Consider the following 20,673-nt stretch of genomic DNA (forward strand, 5'->3'; position numbering starts at 1 on the left):
CCATAGCAACGATCATGGACCCAGTTCTCGATAATGGTATGCTCTATGCGGTGATCGGTGCTATCGTCTGGGGATATTTCCTGTTCCTTAACAAGCATCGGTTCGGTCATGTTCCATCGACCGTTTTCATGATGCTCACCTTCGCGTCGGCAGCGAGTTGGTATGTACTGGTATCGTTGGTGAGTGGGATGTCGGTTACAGTACCTGCGAAGTATTCACTCCCCCATTGGCTGTTTATTTTTGGAACCGTCACGACATTAGCTGCGGGCCTCCTCATCCTGTTTCACTCGATCAAGATCGGTCAGGTGTCGTACGTTGCACCGATAAGCAAGATCACGCCCGTTTTTGTACTCCCCTTCGAAGTCCTTTTCCTGAACGAGCAGTTGACGACCTTTCAAATGCTGGGTGTGGGATTAGCGACTTTGGCGGTGTATATCGCCAATTATCGAGGAGGAAATCCCAGTACACCGATTTTGAAAGCGACAACGTATCGACCTGCACAGTTGGCACTCCTGAGTGCCTTTGTCTTGGCGATTTTGAACGTCGCTCAGCGAGTTGTCCTTCAGGAGTTGGCATTCCCGACGACAACGTGGGTCATTCTCAAACTGGGTGGCACAGCCATCATATTGTCACCGCTTGCCATTCGTGACTGGCGTTCCGAGTTTTACGAGGACCTACCGAAACTCGTCTCGGCAGGTGTTATATTGATAATTGGAGAGCACTTTATCGCGCTTACTTTTGCGAAGATTCCCGCGAGCATCGCCTCACCGATTCTAAGTATTCAAGCCATCATCGCAGTCTTATTGGGTGGGATTGTTTTGAACGAAGAGAACCTTCGAATCCGTCTAGCTGCTGCCGTCATCGCCGTGTTGGGAGTTGGACTCATCGCAGCGTGAATTTGGGTAATTGGACGACCAACGACGGACAATCATTTGCCCTCGCATGTCTGTCGTGAAATCCCTTGACGTCCACCGTGATGCTACACTCTCTGCGGTCTGTAATCGACACTGATGCTCGGTTCAAATGTGTTGGTTAATAGCCAGGGTCCTTTCTCCTTCCAATGGTCAGATGTCATTACAGTCGAAAATCACTGCTTAGGACTCACCGGGGCGAGATATTCTGATTTGATGGTGTCACCCTCCCGCCATTGGAAGTAGTAATACTGATAGTCATTAATCGTCTTCGTCACGATCGATGCTTTCGCCGGAACTCCTTTTTCCAAAATCGTGGTCCAATCTGCAACATCTTCCGGAATTCCTTTTGCATGGGCTTTGGCAGCGAGGTCATCGGCCGTCGTTTGTTCAATCTGATGGATGTCGACGGCACCTGTTCGATCGTCTTCTGCTCGGGCGGCACGATACACCCGAAGGTCTTGTGCATAGTTAGCGGCCGCTCGCAGCGTTTCACTGTCTTGTTTTTGTAATCCTTCGATGATGTATTTCGGCAGTAAATCGGAGGGTGTGGGCTTGGATGGTTCCGTCATCGGTATCGTACCTTGTTAACCTACAATAGACTGTACAGTGACATTGTTTTGTTGGTTAATTACTCATAATGACATTTGGGATATGATTATTTTAATTCTGATAATTATTTATAAGTTCAAAAACAAAATTGTGTTTCACTAAAAAATTACATTCGCAACAATGGATTAAATCCATAAGCAGAAGTGGGAGGGGGCGGGGGTGCCCTCGAAATCTATGCGCAAACGCTTCTCGAAAAAGATCCGACCTAAGACGCAGCGATGATCGCGGTATCTCAACTGCGAACAACGGAATCGGGGTCCAGATAGCCATATCGGCTGACAAACGATAATAAATGCACTCAACAGCGGTCGACAAAGCGGTTCTGGCTGAAATGACTGATGAAAAAATGGTGGACATCCTTGATCTCCACGGGATGCCGTCTAAGACGCCAGCCACGGTTACTGACCTTGAGGAACTTCTCGATGCCATCGATGCCGTTCGTGAACGTGGCTATGCCCGCGATGTTCAAGAGGACATCAGTGTCTCGGCTATGTCGCGATGGTAGTTACTGACGCAGAATCTCACGTTTTCGGTGCCACGAGTATCCCGAACGGGTTGGTAGGATGTTGGACACAGGGATCTCCGAGAACCTCACAAACACACTCGCACAGTCGACCAACGTCATCGAGATCAATACCAAGATCTCGTAATTAGCCGTATCCCTCTCCATCCTCTGTTTCGATTCTCCTCGGGTTTTCGGATACCAGCAAAAACGCATTTTCAACGAACTCTACAACGACCTCGAATCCATTGGCGGAACGATTCTTGTTGTGCTTGACGAAATCGATAGTATTGGCAGTGACGACGACATCTTGTACGAACTCCCGAGGGCCCGCTCCAAACTTGATCTTGATGTGAAAGTCGGTGTTATCGGCATCTCAAACAACTTCAAATTCCGAGACAATCTGAGTCCGAAGGTCAAGGATACACTCTGTGAAGAAGAAATCCTCTTCCCACCATATGACGCGTCTGAGCTTCGGAATATTCTCCGGCAGCGTGCTTCGCTTGCGCTTCATGATGACGTGCTTGAATCCGATGTAATTCCACTGTGTGCAGCCTTTTCGGCACAGGATTCTGGCTCTGCTCGACAAGCACTTCGATTACTGCGAAAGGCTGCCGATATCGCAGAAAATGAAGCGATAGATGAGGGTAAGACGTTGATTTCAGAAGACCACGTTCGAGAAGCTGAACATCAAATCCAGCGTCAGCAGGTTGTAGAGGGAATGCATTCATTGACTCGCCAAGGGCAGTACGTGTTATTAACGGTGTGTCAGCTGGCGGCAAAAGGTGAGCCACCAGAGCGTACAAAAATAATCTATGAGCGCTATTGCGAGGTCCTTCGTAGTCACGGAAGTGATCCACTGAAACGTTGCCGAGTGCATGACCACTTGTCTGATTTGAGTTTGCACGGTATCCTCCGACTTGTCGATTCCTCAGGAGGGCGTGGGAACTACAACGAGTATGAACTCGATGTGTCGCTTTCATCTGCATTAGATGCGCTCGAAAACGAATTAGGAGAACAAAATTCGATTCGGGAAACTGCTAAGCGAAATCGTATTCTCGATTGAGCGAGGAACCAGTACAACCAGTACTGCCAGTATCCTCTCCACTTCTGCCAGTATTTCTCGACCAGTGATGCCAGTTTTGCCAGTACCCTCTCCATTCTTGCCAGTAAAGATGTATTTGTTTTCCATTTTGAGATGTTTGGGTCAGAACCACCGTTGCCAATATTCTACTGGATACCTATGTCCAGTGATTTTATTGGCAATACTGGTGTGTCTGACGGTTATGACTAAGTATTGGTATTAATGAGAGTGGCTGAGGTCGTGAACTCGAAGGTACTTTCTACGTGCTAGCGACTGGCCACCACCGAAAGGTGCACGATAGGCATCTGTGAATCTCGGTGATTCGTCTATCTTCTTTTTGGTGCACAAATGTCTGACGTAGGCTTTTGTATATCTATATGCTATAGCTATATGCATGCCAAATAGACCAATTACAGCGTGTGGTTATATCGATAAAGGAGGTGTCGGGAAAACAACGAGTATTGGGCATTTCGGCGTAGCACTCGCCGAAGAAGGCTATGACGTTCTCCTCATCGACCTTGCCGGAAAACAAGGGGACCTCGCAAAACTCTTCGGTATTGTTGATGAGATCGATCCGGAAGATTGGCCCAACATCTCGACCGTGTTTCAACCGGAATGGGAACGTGTTGTTGAACAACTCGGCGATGACGCGATCGACCAGCTCATCCACGAGACTGCTGAAGGTGTCGATTTGATACCTGCCCATCAAGGTCTGGATTCGCTTGACATCGAACTCGAAAGCAAATACAGTGGTCCGAACAAGTACAATCGGTTGGATGAGTTCATTACAGAGTTCATCAGTGGGCGATATGACGTCGTTCTCATCGACTTGCCGGGAATGGCGAACAATATCACCTACAATGGCGTGTGGGCGGCCCAACACGTGCTCACCCCAGTTGAAGCAGGCTCTTTCGAGGCAGATCAGGCACGAGCGCTTCAATACGACCTGCAAAAGCTCTCGGATGGGTACGACCGTGATGTCTCATTGGAGATGATCATTCCGAACAAGATCGACATGCGCACAAAACTTGCGCGTCGTTACCTGGAGCAATACGAAGACGAATTCGGTGATGCACTTGCTCCTGAACCAGTGCCCATGTCCCAGGACATCAGAAATGCCACTGAAAATGGACAGACAATTTTTGCACTCGAAGAGCCGTCGGGAACCGCCAAGGAGGCTATTGACGCCTATCGGTCGAACGCCCGAGCCTTAGTCGAGCGAGTATAGCATATAGGTATAGAATATGGCTATAGAAAATAGATATGGGATTTGGATACAGGAGATTGATATAGATGAGCAATGATGAACTCGAAGAACTGAAGAAAAGTACTCAGCGTGGTAGTCGTGTTGAAGAAGGCGCTAGCAGAAACTCTCGTGACTTCGTTGATGAGCTTGTGGATGCAATCGACGAGGTTCAAAACGGCGATGCGAGTAAAACACTCTCGCTCTACGATCCAAAACTTTCAGCAGTCATGGTCGCTCTTCAACGGGATCCAGAACTGTTGTCCGACTGGGATATGGAGGAAGTGGATCGATCGGCTATCATCCGCACTGCATTGTGGCGTGGATTAGAACAGTTGGATGTGGATGTTGAGGCGAAAAACAAGGAAGCCATCAAACGATATGCAACCGAGAATGCAGACAACCTTCTATAGCATATAGATATCACATATAGGAATAGAGTATAGATATCACATATAGAAATGTGATATGGGTATATTGGAATTTTAGAAGGACTGAGTTGCCACAATCGTCCCCATCTTCAACCACTAGTGTGAACCGGAAACCCGATTTTATTGATGACAAAGTGGGGTGGGAGTGATCGTCAGTCTATGAAACACTGGAACGAATGTTAGAATTGTCTCGCCAGAATCGACTGGGGATCTCTGATTTCTAGCTCATTGGTTTTGAATATTCATTCCAAAACAGACAATCAATAACCGTAACTAAACGATTGGCTCAACAACAACGTGTTCGTGCTGCAGATACGGCTTCTTCGCACGCCCATCCGTCTCGAAGCTGACAACGCCATGGCGAGCTAGCGTTTCAAGGTCACGACTCACTTGCCCCTTATCGCGGTCAAGTTGGCGTGCGAGATCACGAACTGACGCAACCTCATTCTCGGCAAGGTAGGTAATGAGGTCGCGTCGTTTTGGAGTGAGGGTTTCAGCCGCGCTTTCGTGGCTCAGGACATGGATGCCGTCCATTCCACCGCGAGCAAGCGCTCGTGCCATCTGTTTCCGGCGGTCATGGCGTGACTGCTCCGAGGCGGGTGTCGAGGGTGTATCCGATCGTGTGGATTCAAACATGATGATATTCTTACTTTTGTGTAGTGGCCACAACTACTAATCACTATTTCTCGAGTATCACGAATCGAACCGAGAAAGCACTCTCTGATTTGGATTCAGTCTGCTCAAATTCCGCTCTCAATAAGAATACGATTCCAAAGCGATGATTCTCATCTACAAAGGCAGTTGAAATGATCTCGTGGATGATCTCGAAGGAACGTATGTATCGTTATCGCAAGTTCGAGCATCGCATCTGCCTGCTCGGCGGTAACTGCCCGCCCTGAATAGTACGACGCCGCTCGGTTCTCGTTGTACAGTGCTTGGAAGTCTTCTTTCAAATCGTCGCTGATCACTCCCAGTGCAAACGCGCGTTGGTATGCGTACTCATGATCCATGAAATCATGGACTGCATCGTCGCTCATTGCGATAGCATAGAATTCGAATGAGCGTTCAATCGCCCCAAACGCGAGTTCGACGACGGCTGTATGATAGCCGTTTTGATCCTGAAGGGTCTGTGCAGCAGCAATCAGACGGCATGCCTTCTTGAGCTGTGCTTCCTCTTCGGTCAGTTCGGCAAGTCCTTCTTCCGGCGTTCCACCTCGCTCAAAAGACCGATGGGCCTGTTCGAGTACATCTGTGACCACCTTCGGATCGTCACTCATCGACTAGATCCTCCATTATCGATTGGAATTTCTCGAACTCATCGGTCTTGGAAAGTGTGATCCCAGAGACGACGGTTTCAGCGATATCTTCTGTGTGTGCGGGCACAGACGCAGGAGATTCAACAACGATATGATAGTCGTATCGTTCATCGTTGAATTGGTCTGATGCGAGCTCTTTACTGATTTGAGCTGCACGTCGTTGGTTGCGTCCTCGGTGTTCTCGAACCAGCACCCAGAGATCAATGTCGCTTTGTCGATCCGCTTCACCACGTGCGACACTCCCGTAGACGAGAATTCCGAGGACGTCATCGAGTTCACCATTCAGTGTCTCGACAACGGCTCGTACCGGTGCGTGGAATTCTGCCTGTGGGATACGAAGCAAGGAATTGTCTGGAATGGTCACCCGCTCCCGATTGATACTGACGAGCTTCTTGTTCCCTTCGTGTCGAATGTGGACGAGATCATTTGCTGCGAGCACGTCGACTGCTTTTCCGACGGATCGATGTGTGACGTCTACCATGGACGCAAGTGTTCGGATCGTATACTCTTCGAACGGGCGGTCAATTAAAAACTGGAGTAATTCATCCGTTGCTTTGTGCCGATAGAGATTTGAATTGTTGGCTGGTACAGGCACCTGTATCGTCGCTCCGGATGTTTCTTCACCTCCTGTTGACATCGTTTGTTGGCTACTTTCGCTCTCCATAGATACTCTATGTAACCACAACTATAAAAGCTTTATACGTAATTCCAGCTATTAGCTATCTGATACCGGCGTAGATACGTGCAGAACCGGTGTGCGGGGCAGGAAGACACAGGAAAATGGTTGCAGTGAGGTTAGTATGTACTACTAACCTACAACGCATCCTCTTTCAGACTTGCTCTTTTCGAATCGTCACGATATCTGCTGCCACTCGCTCCGATCCTTCTGCTGCAATCACGAGCAGATTCGGCGCTGGCGTACAGGGCGCTCGATCACCGACATGGAATCCAGCATCTGCAGCACCGGGGAGTTGGACTTGATGACCATTGCCTGCGATTTGAAGTGAAGCGTTTGTAACCCGGTGGATCGAGACGGTGTCGAGCGCGGCTGACGTTGCGAGTTCGACCATATTCTCGTCGGTGATGCGGTCAATGTCGACGACGAGAAGGAGGCCATCGAATGCAAACACCCGGATATTGGCGAGACGGGTTGGCTCGTCGTCAGTCTCTTCAACGAGTCCAGCGGCTCGGGCAGGCTTTGTGACTTGGAGAGCGAGGCCATCGCCGGACCGTTTGATTGTGTTGGGCATTATCGTTAGTATTGTATGCTAACCCAAGAGTGTTTGGCTTGTCAGTCCTGTTCTCGGCGTGGTAGTGATGATGGGAAACGGTAAAAATGAGTCTGCAGCGGATGAGTTCAGTTTCACTTCCGCCGTGGTTGGCTGAAGACTTTATCCGTCGGGTACCAACCGTTGAGTGCAGTTAGCGTAACCCAGCAGACGATGTGGATTCTCGTACTCATTCCAATCCATACACCCACATCGGCTGCTCATTCCCCTTACTACACCACACTAAGTAATAGCTCGAACAGACCCTGACCAAGGGTTTACCAATTAGGTGGGTGAATTTGAGAGTACGAATGAGTCCCAATGGGAAATCGCCACTCTCCCCACTTGCGCAAGACGCGCTTGATGCGCTCGCGAGACATCTCCCAGAAGAGCGCGAACTCACTTACGAGCAAGCCTATTCGATTTTGGACGATGAAGAGGATCTTGGACGACCATCTGCCGAAGATATCATCGAACGGCTGCACGATAAGGGCCATATTTACGAAGTCGAGGGAAAGATTCGACTCACGGATATTCAATCCTAATGACGATAATTCATCCGCTAATTTTCATCGCGGCGAGTCTCGTTCTAACGCCCTCTATCTGCTCATCAAGGTTCTCAACGAATGGTTCTGTCTCATCAGTCGTGATTGCGCCCTGTTGTGTGGGCTCGATCAAATTCTCATCTTCGAGTATTCGAAGCGAATAGCGTATTTCGTGATGGTCATAGCCCAATTCATTCGCCATCTTCACTATTCCGATCGGTTTGTTGTTCACAACCATCTGAAGAACGTACAGATGCCGATCAAGCATGTCAACCTCTTCTGCGACACCATCGATCATCGTATCTGGTTGCATGGAACACGGCAAGATAATCTTTCCCACCTGTCTGTGCTTCACTCTCAAATCCTGTCGTAGCGGTCCGGATCGAGGTTTTCCTTATCGTTGGACCCCGAGCGGTTCATAGATGAGGATGGTATGGTCACTTCGAACGGTGACAAGATAGTCTTCAACCGTGAATCGCACCTCAACGTCACTCTTTTTTGATGCGCTTGCTGCGATGATATCTTCGAGCGCATCTGGGTTCACGTACTCGTACAGCGAGAGTGTGGTCTGGCCAGCTGCCGGCTCGATCACGTCAATGAGAACGTCGACGACACCAGTAACAAGTTCCGAACTCGATGATTCGAGATCGATCGTCTCATTGGTGGAGATACGCTCTCATCAGAGTCCAGCACGACGACACTGTCTGGCGTCATCACCCGGCCATGTTGCCGTGCCTGGTGGTGAGAGCTGACTTTCCCTCCTTAGCCTCCTTCCGATCGGTGAGCATATGCTGCATTGTGTCGAGAACCGAGGTTTCGGAAATCCAAATCGGAAACGAATGGAATGGGTCGAATCTTGCGACCACTGACTGGAATCTCGGATCGTGACTGACGATAGCAGATTCGCGCACACCGCCGTCAACGGAGGCGGCATCGAACCATCAATATTTCCCCTTCGAACGGCCCTCGAAGTGGCGTGAAATTCTCCCCAAACTCATCGACCAATATATTCGACACCATCACGCCTACATCGAAATTTTGCGAAACAGATTGTGAGATACACCCCAACTAAATTTCAGGGATATCTCGAGTTTCTAGTGGGCTCCTATTGAAGTAGTCGACCGGTCGAACGTAGTGATCTGATAGAGCGTGTTCTTTCTCTACTGTGGCGACCAGCACGACCGACACTCACGCCGATTCCTATCGATATTTCCAGTATTGGAATATTCGGAAGCGACCCTGGCTTGCCTATCTGATACCCGGTAAATATGTTAGCCGTGATGCTGCGCCAAACACCACCAGAACTCCCGTCACTGGATCCGGGAATTACATTGCTCGAAACCGACGAGCGCATGACTGGGTCACTTCAGTCGCTCGTCCTCGACCAGCTACTCCTCGATCAGGGGTCGGCCATCTGGGTCGATGCTCACGGACACGGAACGACACAGCCACTGACACGGATTACGCCATCAATGCGCGTTCTTGATCGGATTCACATCGCTCGTGCATTCACTCCATGGCAACACCAGAGTCTTGTGGAAGATCTTGCTGATGAACTTACAGACGAGACGACGATTGCTGTCCTTCCCGCAGTTGACTGGTTTTACCGGTCAGAGGATCTTCCGCGGGGCGACGATGAGCGGATGCTCTCGACTGCGTCCGATCGGATTGAACCACTTGCCGAGCGGTTTGAGATTCTGGTGCTGCTGACGTTGCAGACAGACGATACGCTGACAGCACTGATCCACAACATCGCCGATCAGATGATTCGGTGTGAACAGACGCAGTTTGGGCCACGGTTTGCGGGTGATGAGCACAAGACATTGGTCTATCCACTCGAGAATGGGTTGGTGCAAACGACGCTCGCGTATTGGAAACGCATTCTCGCCAATCGGCACCCAGCGGTCGTTGATGCTGACGTTTCATCGGAGGTGAGTGTCAATGGGGCGTACTGACGCAACGTATCGCGATTTGCTTCAGGCGATGGAATCGCGGTGGCAGGAGTATCGGCGGGCGCTCCGACACACTGACCAAGCTGTCTTTGATCGGCTGTTTGAATATGCTCGCGCTCATGCGGACGCGAGTGGGCTCCAGAACCACCAGTTCGTCGAGATTCCAGCGCTGGTTTCGATGGTGATCGAGCAACAAAAGCAGATTGAGGATCTGGAAGATCGGCTTGACCACTTAGAGGACGATTTGAACTATCAGGGATGAGGTGATGGTGTACAAAATCGACTCCGTCGACGGCGACGTGCTCAAATGGTCGCTAACCGAGTCCGGGGTGAACTACGAGGTCGACGAATCGTATACACCGACAATTTACGTGTCTGTGCATGATGGCGGCGACTTTTTCGACGGCACGTGCTGCACTCCGTGATCATCCTGCTGTTGTTCGGGTTGCTACTGTTGATAAACGCGTGAGTTTTCGCCACGACCCAGAGCAAGTACTTCTGGTGGATGTGGTCGACCTCAAGGCGGTGAATTTAGTGGCACGAATGGTGGGTAAGTGGGGTTCGCCCGGTGAGTATCGGTGTGACAACGTCGATTTCTTGCAGGGAGTTTCGCTACTGTCTTGAAATGGGGATTGACCCGCTGCCGAACCACGACCTCTCGCAGATGCAGATTGCTGTGTCGGAGACGGAACTATATGGTCATTGTATAACTTATAGAATTGATATACATTGGTATTAAGATGGTTGAACGTATCTTTTGAATATGGAACCTGATATTGTTTTAGCGCAAACGGGGGCGATTCCACCAATAACACCTAGCATGGGTGTTGTATTTGGAATTGTTCTTCTTGCGCTGGCTCTTTTTATAACTGAATTATTACCAATTGATGTCACAGCAATTCTCATCATGGTACTTCTTATGTTTCTGAGTCCGTGGACCAATGTTTCCATTTCAGAAGGACTCTCGGGATTTTCAAATACAGCGACTGTTGCCGTCCTTGCGATGCTTATTCTCTCGACAGGGATCAGCAAAACAGGACTTGTTCAGATAATTGGACGAAAGATGGCTGCGTTTGCCGGGAACAATCGGACGAAGCAGCTTATCGCGACGATCGGCGTCACTGGGCCCGTTTCTGGGTTTATCAATAACACCCCAGTGGTTGCTATCCTTGTACCCGTCATTTCTGATCTTGCCCATGAAGGGAATACATCTCCTTCGAAACTCCTTATCCCACTCTCGTTTGCCTCCATGTTTGGTGGGATGCTCACGCTTATTGGTACCTCAACGAACTTGCTTGCGTCTAGCGTTTCTGACCGACTGATCGGTCAACCGTTCTCAATGTTTACCTTTACCGGTCTCGGCATAATTGTGCTTCTTACCGGTGGTTTGTATCTACTAACAGTCGGTCATAGACTCATTCCGACACGTGTCCCTGCACGTGAAGACTACATCGAAGAGTATGATCTGCAAGGCTATGTGTTTGAAGTTGTTGTCCGCGAGGAGTCTGCTATTGTTGGGAAAACGGTTGAATCTGCAATCGATGAGTCTCAATTCGATGCGGACATTGTCCAACTGATTCGTGATGGTGAACAGTACTTCGAAGGCATCGCGAGCAAATTGATTCGTCCCGATGACATCCTCACTGTTCGTACGGATCGCGCGACGCTCGAAGAGCTCCGCAAACAGGAAGGCTTTGAACTCATTGGAACACGCCCGTCCGACTCGGAACTTGAACCGGAGGATGGAGCGACTCAAACACTCGTTGAGATTGTTATTCAATCTGGATCCTCGTTACTGGGAGAAACAATTTCATCATCGTCATTTCGTGAACGGTATGACGCAAGCGTGCTTGCGTTTCGATCCGGTGGGAAGACAATCCGCAGTCGGCTCAATGATGTTGAGCTACAAGTCGGCGACACGCTTCTCGTTCAGGCACCGAGCGACAGTATTGACCGACTTAGTCGTAACCCTGAATTCATCGTTGCTCACGAATCTAGATCTCCCGATTACCGGACGGAGAAAATTCCCTGGGCACTCGGTATAATTACCGGTGTCGTTGGGCTCGTTGGAATGCCGTGGGGAATGCTTGCTGCTGTTACTGGTGTCGAGATGTTTGCAGATCTCGAATTTAATATCGTCCAGACGGCGCTTGCGGGTGTCGTTTTAATGGTTATCGCTGATGTTATCAAACCGGGTGAAATCTACGAGGGCGTTGACTGGAGCGTTATTTTCCTACTGGCGGGCGTCATCCCCTTAGGGGTTGCCTTAGAACAGACTGGTGCGGCAAATCTTCTTGGCTCGCTTGTCGCTGCCACTGCAGGATTTCTCCCGCTCATCGGTGTCCTCTGGGTATTCTACATCGCAACAGGGCTGATTACGAGTATTATCAGCAACAATGCGAGTGTGGTTTTGATGATTCCGGTCGCTATTGAGGCGGCCAGAGATATTGGTGGGAATCCGTTTGCGTTTGTCCTCGCCGTAACCTTTGCAGCTTCGACAGCATTTATCACGCCTGTTGGATACCAAACCAACCTCTTCGTGTATGGCCCAGGTGGGTACAAATTTACGGATTTCGCACGAGTTGGCGCACCGCTTCAGCTTCTGCTGTCAGTCGTGACAGTTCTTGGGATTGCACTATTTTGGGGAGTTAGCGTACCAGCCTAATGGTCGTGTTTCGCCACTCTGTAGCTATTTATCATCAAATTTCGAGATAGATTCGAGAGCAAAGACGGAGCGATGGAATTACGCAAACGACACCATCTCATGCATTCCGAGAGGTTCACAACAATCGTCGAAGCGGGAAACCACGAAATCAGCTACCAGCCCCGAGCAAATTATCGTTGCAATCTCGCCGAGCACGCTCAGTTCGGCGTTCGCTGGAGCAGCACGACTTCAGAGCCTTGGAGCTGAAATCATAGGTGTTCCTTCTGAGCAAGCTCCAGTATCATTTGGCAAGCTCATCAAAAAGACATTGCCGAACACTGGATTGTCCGTTCGTAGTATAGTCGCGCTGTTCCACTGGATACCCTATTCGGACACGAATGTCCTTCAGCCAGATCAAGAACTCACCCCGGCCATGTTAAAGCGTTATAATCGTACGGCTGATGCTGGGCTTCGATTGACGTTCGACCATGCAGGCATCACAGAACTGGACGGTGACCCACCAGAACCGGTTGAAAAGTAATACTGTTCTGGGATCGAGAGTAGCCGATTGTACCGTTGTAATAGAGGGGAATCGCGAGCGGGACCCCCTCCGTTTCGCAGAAAAAAGACGTACTCCACCGTAACCCATGCATTAGTACCACCATGTGTCACCGGCAAAGCGGTGTGAATCTCGTGTGGTGGTGTGGTTCGAGCGGGGGTTCTGCGAACCCCCTGATTACAACGCTATAATTAGCGCCCTTCGTTTCCTCTCGTGTTCGCTTCATGAGCGCGCATCCACCCGGCGAGATCGGGATGCGCGAACGTGATCTCGATGTGATGTCCACCGACGCCGATTGTGTCGTCGATCGACAGCATTCGTGACTTCTTGTAGCTCACACCAGGCACTCGTTCGGCCATCTCTTCCATGACGCGATAGCCGTCGTTCTTGTACGCACAGCCGTAGTGGGTCGCGACTTCCTGATAGCCCAATCGTGCAACCATTGCATCATTCGTTTTGGCGACGTTCTTCGCGTGCTCGAGGACATTCAGGTACTTATCCTCGACTTGTTGGCTCTCGGCGCGCTTTTCGCGGAAGTTCACGAGTTCGGTGTTCTGTTCTGCGCGTTGGACTGTCTCGAAGAGCTGACGGCCTGCATTCGAGCGTTCTGCGACGAAAGTCGGAAACTATCGGAGTAGCAAATCAAATCCTGTAATGAAACAGAGATTTAGATCAGTCTAACGCAACATCAGTCGGGTCGATAGTAATGAATTCGCCATTCTGTCGTGCAGATTCGTATGCTGCTTCTGTGACTGCCGTCACGCGAAGCCCGTCAAGAGCTGTTGCTGGTGGGCTCTCTCGGTCACGAATTGACTGAACGAATGCCTTTGCTTTATCCGGAAGGTCGCCACGATCAAGCCGAGGTGCGTATTCACCGCTCGTGGAATCGATTTCTGTAAGTTTGTTCGGCTCCCAGTCCTGACTCTCGAGATAGATGGCGCCTTCCTCGTCCCACATGTGAATATGCTCACGCATGCAGGGTGTCTCACCGGAGCAAACGACCGTCGCTGTTGTTCCTTCTTCGAAGCGAATCGTGACGTGAGATCGACCGTCAACGCGCTGCTCGTCGTCGACAAAATCCATTTCGGCAGACACTGCAGTCGGCGTAAGACCCGTACTCCAAAGGATCGAATCGAGAATATGGCTGCCTGTGTCATAGAGGTAACCTCCACCGGAGAGATCAGGATTCATTCGCCACGCACTGCTGAAGCGGTCAACCCAGTCCTGACTGATCTCTGCGGTTATCCAGCGCGGGATACGGCCTTCTTTTTCCAGGGTATCTCGTGTTTCGACGAACGCCTGGTAAAGATGTCGCTGATAACCAACCATCAGCACTTCGTCACGGTCCGTATCTCGTTCGACAAGGTCGCGAGCATGATCGAGATCTGTCGTTAGGGGCTTATCACAGAGAACATGCAGATCGTGCTCCATTGCTGTGAGCACTTGCTCATAGTGGAGTGTGTGCGGCGTTCCAAGTAACACTGCATCGAGGTCTTCCGACTTCAACATCGCTTCGTAGTCCTCGTAGCGGGCTTCCTCTGGAACTCCGAGTTCCTTCCCAGCTGTCCGCAGAGTTTTGCTGTCTATATCCACAACGGCCTTGACCTCAGCTGTATCCAGTTCTCGGAATTGACTACCGACAGTTCGTCCAATGAAACCACCACCGACAACACCGACGGACACTAGTGGCTTTGATTTATCTAATTCTTCCTCTAATTCTGTATTAACAGCCATCCTTAGCTAGTGGTTGTACAGCTGGCAAAAACCTACTGATCCCTGCTATCATCTATGACTATGAACCATCTTTTCTCTCGTAGGCCACCTGATCATATTAGATGAGGTGGTTCTCTGCTGTTCAAGATTCACCAAATTGTTTATCCCGAGACAATAGAGTGGGTTTAAAATGGATCCCAATCGATCCGAATCAGGAGACTTAGACCAAGAAGTGACGCTCCGATAACGAGAAATCCGAGGAGTGAAATCGTCTGCGACGCCGACCCAGGCTGTTGAAAGGGAAACGAAACTCCAAGCAGAACAAGCAACACGAGATTCAAAGTGAACAGAAGGCGCCAGAAACTCATTGCAGACATGTATTTTAAGCTGACGGTTGATCTAATTTGATGGTTTCGGCACGATAGTCTTCGATAAACGCTCCCGTTCCACCAACAGTAATCTTATCGCCATTACTCGTCTCGACGACCAGTCCGTTCTCGACGGGGAAGTCTCCTGTTTCAGGTTTGACAAGGCATTGATTCGAATCTAGTATACGGCCCGTGATTTCTTCACCGTTTTCTGTCATTATTGTAGTTAATGGTTCGGTACCTTCGTGTAGATGGAGTGTCGCCTGCAATACTGCATTGCGAGCCGACTCAAACCGATACGGAAGCTCACTAGGTTTCATCACATAGAGTTCCGAAGCGATCGGCCAATAGCTCCCGATGAGTGACCCAAGCACGGAACCGGCGAGATGCTCTTCTGAAAGCGAAACAGCAGTTTCGTCGGCATGGACCCCTCCAAGTAGTTCGGCATCACCGACAATCGCAGTATGGTCATCGACTGTCGAGATAAAGGGTGCCTTCTCCTCCCATACACGGACTACGCTTGCATTTCCGTTGAATCGAGCGGGTGCAATTGACTCTGGTTCTGCATCCGTATACAGACATGCTACGAACACATTTCGATCGACAGCGCTCGTTAATTCGGCTTCTATCTCGTTTTGCTCCGACAGTGGGAGTGAAAGGAATACTTCGTTTTGTGCACTGCGTATCTGCTCACGAAGGTGTTTCAAGGCGGTCTGGCGGGATTTAATCGTTTGAAAACGGGCTGTCTGTGGCTCTGTCTTTTGAAATTTTTGCTCAAGTGATGGTGCCAGAGATTGAAGTCGGTTGGATAGATCCGTAATAGCTTCCGTTGGGGGCTGAGCTCGGACCGTTGTCGGAGAGGCATGATTGTTCACCTGGACGAACCCACGCTTGGCTAACTGAGAGGCGATATTGTATACATACCGTTTCGACACATCAGCATGTGTCGCGATCGTACTCGGGGTCGCTTCTCCTTGATTCAGTACCACCAGATAGGTCTCTATTTCCTTCTCGGAGAACCCAAAGGTGTGTAGCTCTTCACGAAGGGTTTTTTCGTCGACTGGATGTGGCTTGGTCATTGTCTAATCAGAGAGTAGTGAGGCGTCAGATTGTATTGCATTATCGTACAGATGGCATGCTACTGGATGTCCGCTCTCGGTTGCCGCTGGCTTTTTTCGCTCACAAACGCTTTCGTAGTGCTTTTCTAGGGATGTCGCAGCACGATCCCAATCTCCGTCCACAACTGCAGAGAGAGCTTTGTCGACTCGTTCTCGATGAGGGTTCCAAAGCACTTCGTCAAATGCTTGTTCTCGTAGTTTATCTACTGTTGAATTGGTTGGATCTTCACCGAAAAACTCCATTGAGTGTTCGTCTACAGCATGACGCAAACTCATGATCTCGTTATAGACTGACTGGTCGATATCCATCCCTTTAGGCGGAATGACGCTTGGACAGCGGGTGTGGAATCGACAGCCACTGGGTGGATTAACTGGATCGGGAATATCGATATCACGAACGGGTGGTTCCTCAATTTCTCCGTCAGGATCGAGATCAGCCGTTGCCCACCGCAGTACTTTCGTGTATGGATGTTTTGGGTTTTGAAGTACTTCTTCGGCAGGACCCATCTCGATCAATTCACCGAGATACATAATTCCAACACGTCCACCAGCAGTTTTCGCGAGATAGCGTGCGTTCGAGAGGTTGTGTGAGATGAAGAGATAAGAGGTCCCAAATTCTTCTTGTAGTTCAAGAAGCAGATTCATCGTCTCTACACGAAGTGAGACGTCGAGTGCCGAGACTGCTTCGTCGGCAAGAATGAGATCCGGATTCATCAACAGTGCTCGAATAAGAGCAACTCGTTGTTGCTCTCCACCACTCAATTGATGCGGGAAGCGGTGTGCGTAGTCTCGTGGTGGCTTCATCCCTACCCGCTCAAGCATCCGAAGGATACGAGCACGCCTGTCTTCAGCTCCCATCTCAGGTTGCCACCGTTTTAATGGGGAAGCGAGCGTTTTGAGCACTGTTCGATTCGGATTCAACGCGCTTCCTGGGTCTTGATGAATGATCTGTAGCGATTTTCGGATTTCTTCGAATGAAATCTCTCCCCGGCCACTTTTTGCTTCCCACACATCCTGTCCTCGATATCGCACGGCACCACCAGTTGGACGTTGTGCTCCTATCGCAGTCTTTCCAAGCGTTGTTTTTCCACAGCCAGATTCGCCGACGAGCGCGACAACGTCATTTTCGGAAATTTCCAGGCTAATCCCATCCACAGCACTGACCGTCTCCGGATCTTTGAATAGACCCTTGATGAGCCCTTGTTCCTTCTCGAAGTGGACTTCTACATTTTCGAGTGAAACAACAGGATCACTTGTCTGTCTGTCACTGTTTTGGTCTTTCTCAGTCTGTCGTAGATCTGACGTGCCTGCTTGAGCAGTCAAAATTTCACTTTCGAGTGACCCGAGATCATACGCGATTGACTCTCGGGCTTTTTCCCAATAGTGACAAGCAGCAGTGTGATTGTCCTCTACGGAATACATCGGTGGATCTGTTGAGTGACATTGATCATCTGCAAGGGGACACCGGTCAGCGTAGGTACACCCAGTAGGTATATTCACTGGATCCGGTGCGCTCCCCTCAATCGATTGCATCGTGTCAAGTGGTGCGTCGAGATTTGGAACTGCCTTCAATAATGCTCGTGTGTACGGATGTGCAGCGTCGCGAACGATCTCGTCGGCCGTTCCGACTTCTGCGAGCTCAAATGCATATAATACTGCGAGTCGATCGGCAAGCCCAGCTACTAGTGGCAAGTCGTGTGTGATGAAGACAACTGTTAGGTCGTACTTCTCACGAAGCTCGGAGAGTAACGAAAGAATCGATCGCTGCATAAGCAGATCGAGTGCAGCTGTCGGCTCGTCCATCACCAACATGTTTGGCTCCAGAATTAGGGACAGTGCGATGAGAGCTCGCTGGCTCATTCCGCCACTTAGCTCGTGTGGATAAGACTTGAGCACGCGTTCGGGATCGAGATAGAGATCAGAAAGTAGTTGCCGAGCACGGTTCATTCCCTCATCGATATCTGCGTTATGTGCTCGCAGGGTTTCTTCGAAATGTCCACCGATCGTCATCGTCGGATTGAATGATGAGAGTGCTCCCTGAAACACCATCGCGACTTCTTCCCATCGGAACTGTTTCAACTCCTCATCTGAAAGTGCAAGAACATCGATTGGGTCTCCATCTGGTGGGTGGTAGATGACTTCACCCGATAACTGGCCTGGTTCTTCGACTGCATCAAGCATCGCAGAGGCCAACATCGATTTTCCGGAACCTGACTCGCCGATAACTCCCAGAATTTCACGGCGCTGCACTTCGAGGTCCACACCGTTTAGAACGCGAGACGTCCCACGATCCATCTCAAACGTCACTTCGGCATTCCGGATCTCAATGATCGTGTCTTCTTGTTCGTCGATTCTGTGTCGTTGGTCGGTTGTGGCCATTAACGGACTACCCCTGTCGATTTATCTGCAGTGGATTTGCTTTCGGCACTATTCTCCGCTCCTCGATCGATGTGACGGGCACGAACCCGTGGATTGAACAACCGATCTGCTGCTTGTGCAAACATAGTCAGTCCGAGTGCTAATATGACGATCGCGATCATCGGCATCAGAATCCAGTGGAACGCTTCTGGCGAGGAGACGGCACCGGCCTGGCTATAGGCGTTGTTCATCATCACGCCCCAATTTGCCTCGCTGTATGGCAGGATGCCAAGGAAGTATAAGGCGACCGAGCCGAAGATGACATTCCGAGCTTGTTGGACGAAGTTCATCGTCACGTAAGGCATGATATTCGGAACGATGTCGATCGCGATTATTTTCGACGTCGAGATGCCCAGTATTCGTGATGCTTCGACATAGGATTGGTCACGCAGAGTGAGTACTTGCGACCGGATCGAACGTGCAAGCCCTGCCCACGCGTTGATCGTTAGCAAAATCCCGATGACAACCGGGTTGCCTGTTAGAACATCTTGAAGTGCGCCAGCAAGGACAATAACAAGAACGAGACCAGGAAGTGTCATCGCAACGTCGGTAAACGTCATAATGACGCTATCGACGGTGCCGCCTTTGTAGCCAGCAATGGTGCCCAAGACGGTCCCGAGCACTACCGAGAACACGGCACCCGAGCAGACCATGATGAGCATTGCAGGCGTCGCATGTACGATCTGTGATAGAATATCCACTCCTGAATAGGTCGTCCCGAGGGGATGAGCAAGATTATAGAACGCGCCAAGCAGAGCTGGTCCCTGATTTGGACGTGGTTTCGGGATGAACATCACGCCAACGGTACCCGCAAGCAGATATCCAGTGATGATGAAGACCGAGAGAAGTGCCCGCCAGTCATCCATGACGATTCGAGCTGGCGCGATAGCTATTTCTTCGAACAACTCTCGATAGCGTTCTCCGGGGGAGAGACGCTCTCCGGCGACTGTTTCGAAATCCGACTGGGCCGATGTGCCTTCAGTAGGACTCACTGTTCTGTCCTCCTTTGGCACGTGGGTCGACATATCCGTATGTTAGATCAGCTATGAAAACACCGACCGTCACAGCAACGGCAATGAGCATGAATGCGCCCATCATGACCGGATAGTCTCTCTGTCCAATCGACTGAATGAGATAATAGCCCACACCTGGATACGCGAAGATCTTTTCGAGAATAACTGAGCCGCCAAACATGAATCCGATCGCAATGAGAAGGCCAGTATACATTGGCAGGATTGCGTTCCGCCCGACGTACCGAAATGCGATCCGACGTTCTGAGAGGCCACGCAGTCGTGCTACCCGAAGATAATCTTCTCCGAGAATACGAATGCTATTACCCCGCATCGTGAGCGCCCATCCACCAAAACTAGCGATGACTAACGAGAGGATTGGTAAGGTCCCATGGTACAGCACGCTCAGGAGGAAGTCGGGATTTGTCAGTGCAACGGCGTTCCCAGACGCATATCGACCACCTGTCGGGAAGAGTTCCATCCGGTAGCCAAGGAACGTTATCAGAAGGAGGCCAATGACGTAGAACGGAATTGAATTCGAAATCAGTGACACTGCAGTGGATCCGACATCGAATCGGCTCCCTTCTCGATACGCCATGAAGGCACCTAACGAGACACCGATAACGAACTGAATGAACAGAGCCGTTGCCATTAGGAACACAGTCCATGGGATCGCTGGCCCGAGGATCTCGGTTACCGGTTGGTTGTACCAAATCGATGTGCCGAAATCGAGGTGGAGTACCTGCCAGATGTAGTCTACATACTGGAGGTGTAGTGGCTTATCCGGTGCAAGGTTCGTTTGTGCAGCGATTCGCTGATTGAGTTGGGCTTGACTAATCGTGCCACCTTGCTGGATCAGCTGTGCTCGAAGATAGTCAGCCGGCCCTCCCGGCAGTAATCGAACGATCCCAAACGAGAGCGAAATCACCGCAAATACAGTGAATATCGCTTGTCCAGTGCGTCGAACGAAATAACTCAT

General features: G+C 50.2%; 23 protein-coding genes. 10 read left to right on the forward strand and 13 right to left on the reverse strand.

Features of this window, described 5'->3' with window-relative positions; all coding sequences use genetic code 11:
• The first annotated feature begins 14 nt into the window (after positions 1-14).
• Complete coding sequence (locus OOF89_RS23980) at positions 15-896, forward strand: DMT family transporter (protein WP_266082996.1); 882 nt, start codon at positions 15-17, stop codon at positions 894-896.
• A 191-nt stretch (positions 897-1,087) separates the two neighbouring features.
• Here OOF89_RS23980 and OOF89_RS23985 read toward each other — a convergent pair whose 3' ends face one another.
• The gene (locus tag OOF89_RS23985) at positions 1,088-1,483 is read right to left on the reverse strand and encodes a hypothetical protein (protein ID WP_266082998.1); all 396 of its coding nucleotides are present in this window, start codon (positions 1,481-1,483) and stop codon (positions 1,088-1,090) included.
• Between the two features lie 332 nt (positions 1,484-1,815).
• Here OOF89_RS23985 and OOF89_RS23990 point away from each other — a divergent pair, with 332 nt between their 5' ends.
• The 4 genes from OOF89_RS23990 to OOF89_RS24005 all read left to right on the forward strand — a co-directional run bounded on the left by OOF89_RS23990 (position 1,816) and on the right by OOF89_RS24005 (position 4,765).
• A complete protein-coding gene (locus tag OOF89_RS23990) occupies positions 1,816-2,028 on the forward strand; it encodes an IclR family transcriptional regulator domain-containing protein (protein WP_266083000.1) in 213 nt (70 codons plus the stop codon).
• Between the two features lie 163 nt (positions 2,029-2,191).
• Positions 2,192-3,091, forward strand: coding sequence for a hypothetical protein (locus OOF89_RS23995; RefSeq protein ID WP_266083387.1), 900 nt, complete (start codon positions 2,192-2,194; stop codon positions 3,089-3,091).
• Positions 3,092-3,503: 412 nt separating this feature from the next.
• On the forward strand, positions 3,504-4,337 hold the full coding sequence (locus OOF89_RS24000; RefSeq protein WP_266083003.1) for a ParA family protein: 834 nt from the start codon (positions 3,504-3,506) through the stop codon (positions 4,335-4,337).
• A 65-nt stretch (positions 4,338-4,402) separates the two neighbouring features.
• Positions 4,403-4,765, forward strand: a complete 363-nt coding sequence (locus tag OOF89_RS24005) for a hypothetical protein (protein WP_266083005.1) — start codon at positions 4,403-4,405, stop codon at positions 4,763-4,765.
• 291 nt (positions 4,766-5,056) lie between these two features.
• Here OOF89_RS24005 and OOF89_RS24010 read toward each other — a convergent pair whose 3' ends face one another.
• From OOF89_RS24010 to OOF89_RS24025, 4 genes are all read right to left on the reverse strand, one after another.
• The gene (locus tag OOF89_RS24010) at positions 5,057-5,419 is read right to left on the reverse strand and encodes an HVO_A0114 family putative DNA-binding protein (protein ID WP_266083007.1); all 363 of its coding nucleotides are present in this window, start codon (positions 5,417-5,419) and stop codon (positions 5,057-5,059) included.
• A 149-nt stretch (positions 5,420-5,568) separates the two neighbouring features.
• Positions 5,569-6,060 carry a DNA-binding protein gene (locus tag OOF89_RS24015; protein ID WP_266083009.1) on the reverse strand — a complete coding sequence of 164 codons (492 nt, stop codon included), beginning with the start codon at positions 6,058-6,060 and terminating at the stop codon, positions 5,569-5,571.
• Positions 6,053-6,763 (reverse strand): nucleotidyltransferase domain-containing protein, encoded by a 711-nt coding sequence (locus OOF89_RS24020; protein WP_266083011.1) that lies wholly within the window; start codon positions 6,761-6,763, stop codon positions 6,053-6,055. Before OOF89_RS24020 ends, OOF89_RS24015 begins: the two co-directional genes overlap by 8 nt.
• 166 nt (positions 6,764-6,929) lie before the next feature.
• Positions 6,930-7,349 (reverse strand): hypothetical protein, encoded by a 420-nt coding sequence (locus tag OOF89_RS24025; RefSeq protein WP_266083013.1) that lies wholly within the window; start codon positions 7,347-7,349, stop codon positions 6,930-6,932.
• A 329-nt stretch (positions 7,350-7,678) separates the two neighbouring features.
• On the opposite strand from OOF89_RS24025, the gene OOF89_RS24030 reads away from it, so the two are divergent.
• On the forward strand, positions 7,679-7,912 hold the full coding sequence (locus OOF89_RS24030; RefSeq protein ID WP_266083015.1) for a hypothetical protein: 234 nt from the start codon (positions 7,679-7,681) through the stop codon (positions 7,910-7,912).
• 10 nt (positions 7,913-7,922) lie between these two features.
• Here OOF89_RS24030 and OOF89_RS24035 read toward each other — a convergent pair whose 3' ends face one another.
• Both OOF89_RS24035 and OOF89_RS24040 read right to left on the reverse strand, forming a co-directional pair.
• Positions 7,923-8,210 (reverse strand): hypothetical protein, encoded by a 288-nt coding sequence (locus OOF89_RS24035; RefSeq protein WP_266083017.1) that lies wholly within the window; start codon positions 8,208-8,210, stop codon positions 7,923-7,925.
• A 96-nt stretch (positions 8,211-8,306) separates the two neighbouring features.
• Entirely contained in the window at positions 8,307-8,582 is a 276-nt protein-coding gene (locus tag OOF89_RS24040; RefSeq protein WP_328517220.1) for a HalOD1 output domain-containing protein, read from the reverse strand.
• A 682-nt stretch (positions 8,583-9,264) separates the two neighbouring features.
• Between OOF89_RS24040 and OOF89_RS24045 the strand changes: the two genes are divergently transcribed.
• The 4 genes from OOF89_RS24045 (at position 9,265) to OOF89_RS24060 (ending at position 12,529) form a co-directional block, all read left to right on the forward strand.
• Entirely contained in the window at positions 9,265-9,867 is a 603-nt protein-coding gene (locus OOF89_RS24045; protein WP_266083019.1) for a P-loop NTPase family protein, read from the forward strand.
• Positions 9,854-10,126: a hypothetical protein gene (locus tag OOF89_RS24050; protein ID WP_266083021.1), complete on the forward strand. Its 273-nt coding sequence runs from the start codon at positions 9,854-9,856 to the stop codon at positions 10,124-10,126. Before OOF89_RS24045 ends, OOF89_RS24050 begins: the two co-directional genes overlap by 14 nt.
• Before the next feature lie 119 nt (positions 10,127-10,245).
• Positions 10,246-10,488 (forward strand): hypothetical protein, encoded by a 243-nt coding sequence (locus tag OOF89_RS24055; protein ID WP_266083023.1) that lies wholly within the window; start codon positions 10,246-10,248, stop codon positions 10,486-10,488.
• Between the two features lie 139 nt (positions 10,489-10,627).
• Positions 10,628-12,529, forward strand: coding sequence for an SLC13 family permease (locus OOF89_RS24060; protein WP_266083025.1), 1,902 nt, complete (start codon positions 10,628-10,630; stop codon positions 12,527-12,529).
• 729 nt (positions 12,530-13,258) lie between these two features.
• On the opposite strand, the gene OOF89_RS24065 is transcribed toward OOF89_RS24060, so the two are convergent.
• The 6 genes from OOF89_RS24065 to OOF89_RS24090 all read right to left on the reverse strand — a co-directional run bounded on the left by OOF89_RS24065 (position 13,259) and on the right by OOF89_RS24090 (position 20,673).
• Positions 13,259-13,609, reverse strand: a complete 351-nt coding sequence (locus OOF89_RS24065) for a hypothetical protein (RefSeq protein ID WP_266083027.1) — start codon at positions 13,607-13,609, stop codon at positions 13,259-13,261.
• 130 nt (positions 13,610-13,739) lie between these two features.
• A complete protein-coding gene (locus OOF89_RS24070) occupies positions 13,740-14,801 on the reverse strand; it encodes a Gfo/Idh/MocA family protein (protein ID WP_266083028.1) in 1,062 nt (353 codons plus the stop codon).
• 361 nt (positions 14,802-15,162) lie between these two features.
• Entirely contained in the window at positions 15,163-16,227 is a 1,065-nt protein-coding gene (locus OOF89_RS24075; RefSeq protein WP_266083030.1) for a TrmB family transcriptional regulator, read from the reverse strand.
• Positions 16,228-16,230: 3 nt separating this feature from the next.
• Complete coding sequence (locus tag OOF89_RS24080) at positions 16,231-18,645, reverse strand: ABC transporter ATP-binding protein (RefSeq protein WP_266083032.1); 2,415 nt, start codon at positions 18,643-18,645, stop codon at positions 16,231-16,233.
• Positions 18,645-19,676: an ABC transporter permease gene (locus tag OOF89_RS24085; RefSeq protein WP_266083034.1), complete on the reverse strand. Its 1,032-nt coding sequence runs from the start codon at positions 19,674-19,676 to the stop codon at positions 18,645-18,647. The genes OOF89_RS24080 and OOF89_RS24085 overlap by 1 nt, the downstream gene beginning before the upstream one ends.
• The gene (locus OOF89_RS24090) at positions 19,663-20,673 is read right to left on the reverse strand and encodes an ABC transporter permease (protein ID WP_266083036.1); all 1,011 of its coding nucleotides are present in this window, start codon (positions 20,671-20,673) and stop codon (positions 19,663-19,665) included. Before OOF89_RS24090 ends, OOF89_RS24085 begins: the two co-directional genes overlap by 14 nt.

Origin of the sequence: Haladaptatus caseinilyticus (assembly GCF_026248685.1) — an archaeon.
Lineage (GTDB): Archaea > Halobacteriota > Halobacteria > Halobacteriales > Haladaptataceae > Haladaptatus > Haladaptatus caseinilyticus.

Coding starts and splice junctions, on each gene's coding strand:
- OOF89_RS24020 (WP_266083011.1), bottom strand. CDS start 6,763: ATGGAGAGCGAAAGTAGCCAACAAACGATGTCAACAGGAGGTGAAGAA.
- OOF89_RS24030 (WP_266083015.1), top strand. CDS start 7,679: ATGAGTCCCAATGGGAAATCGCCACTCTCCCCACTTGCGCAAGACGCG.
- OOF89_RS24055 (WP_266083023.1), top strand. CDS start 10,246: ATGATGGCGGCGACTTTTTCGACGGCACGTGCTGCACTCCGTGATCAT.
- OOF89_RS24005 (WP_266083005.1), top strand. CDS start 4,403: ATGAGCAATGATGAACTCGAAGAACTGAAGAAAAGTACTCAGCGTGGT.
- OOF89_RS24015 (WP_266083009.1), bottom strand. CDS start 6,060: ATGAGTGACGATCCGAAGGTGGTCACAGATGTACTCGAACAGGCCCAT.
- OOF89_RS23990 (WP_266083000.1), top strand. CDS start 1,816: ATGCACTCAACAGCGGTCGACAAAGCGGTTCTGGCTGAAATGACTGAT.
- OOF89_RS24035 (WP_266083017.1), bottom strand. CDS start 8,210: ATGATCGATGGTGTCGCAGAAGAGGTTGACATGCTTGATCGGCATCTG.
- OOF89_RS24025 (WP_266083013.1), bottom strand. CDS start 7,349: ATGCCCAACACAATCAAACGGTCCGGCGATGGCCTCGCTCTCCAAGTC.
- OOF89_RS24075 (WP_266083030.1), bottom strand. CDS start 16,227: ATGACCAAGCCACATCCAGTCGACGAAAAAACCCTTCGTGAAGAGCTA.
- OOF89_RS23980 (WP_266082996.1), top strand. CDS start 15: ATGGACCCAGTTCTCGATAATGGTATGCTCTATGCGGTGATCGGTGCT.
- OOF89_RS24080 (WP_266083032.1), bottom strand. CDS start 18,645: ATGGCCACAACCGACCAACGACACAGAATCGACGAACAAGAAGACACG.
- OOF89_RS24070 (WP_266083028.1), bottom strand. CDS start 14,801: ATGGCTGTTAATACAGAATTAGAGGAAGAATTAGATAAATCAAAGCCA.
- OOF89_RS24045 (WP_266083019.1), top strand. CDS start 9,265: ATGACTGGGTCACTTCAGTCGCTCGTCCTCGACCAGCTACTCCTCGAT.
- OOF89_RS24060 (WP_266083025.1), top strand. CDS start 10,628: ATGGAACCTGATATTGTTTTAGCGCAAACGGGGGCGATTCCACCAATA.
- OOF89_RS24000 (WP_266083003.1), top strand. CDS start 3,504: ATGCCAAATAGACCAATTACAGCGTGTGGTTATATCGATAAAGGAGGT.
- OOF89_RS24050 (WP_266083021.1), top strand. CDS start 9,854: ATGGGGCGTACTGACGCAACGTATCGCGATTTGCTTCAGGCGATGGAA.
- OOF89_RS24010 (WP_266083007.1), bottom strand. CDS start 5,419: ATGTTTGAATCCACACGATCGGATACACCCTCGACACCCGCCTCGGAG.
- OOF89_RS24090 (WP_266083036.1), bottom strand. CDS start 20,673: ATGAGTTATTTCGTTCGACGCACTGGACAAGCGATATTCACTGTATTT.
- OOF89_RS23985 (WP_266082998.1), bottom strand. CDS start 1,483: ATGACGGAACCATCCAAGCCCACACCCTCCGATTTACTGCCGAAATAC.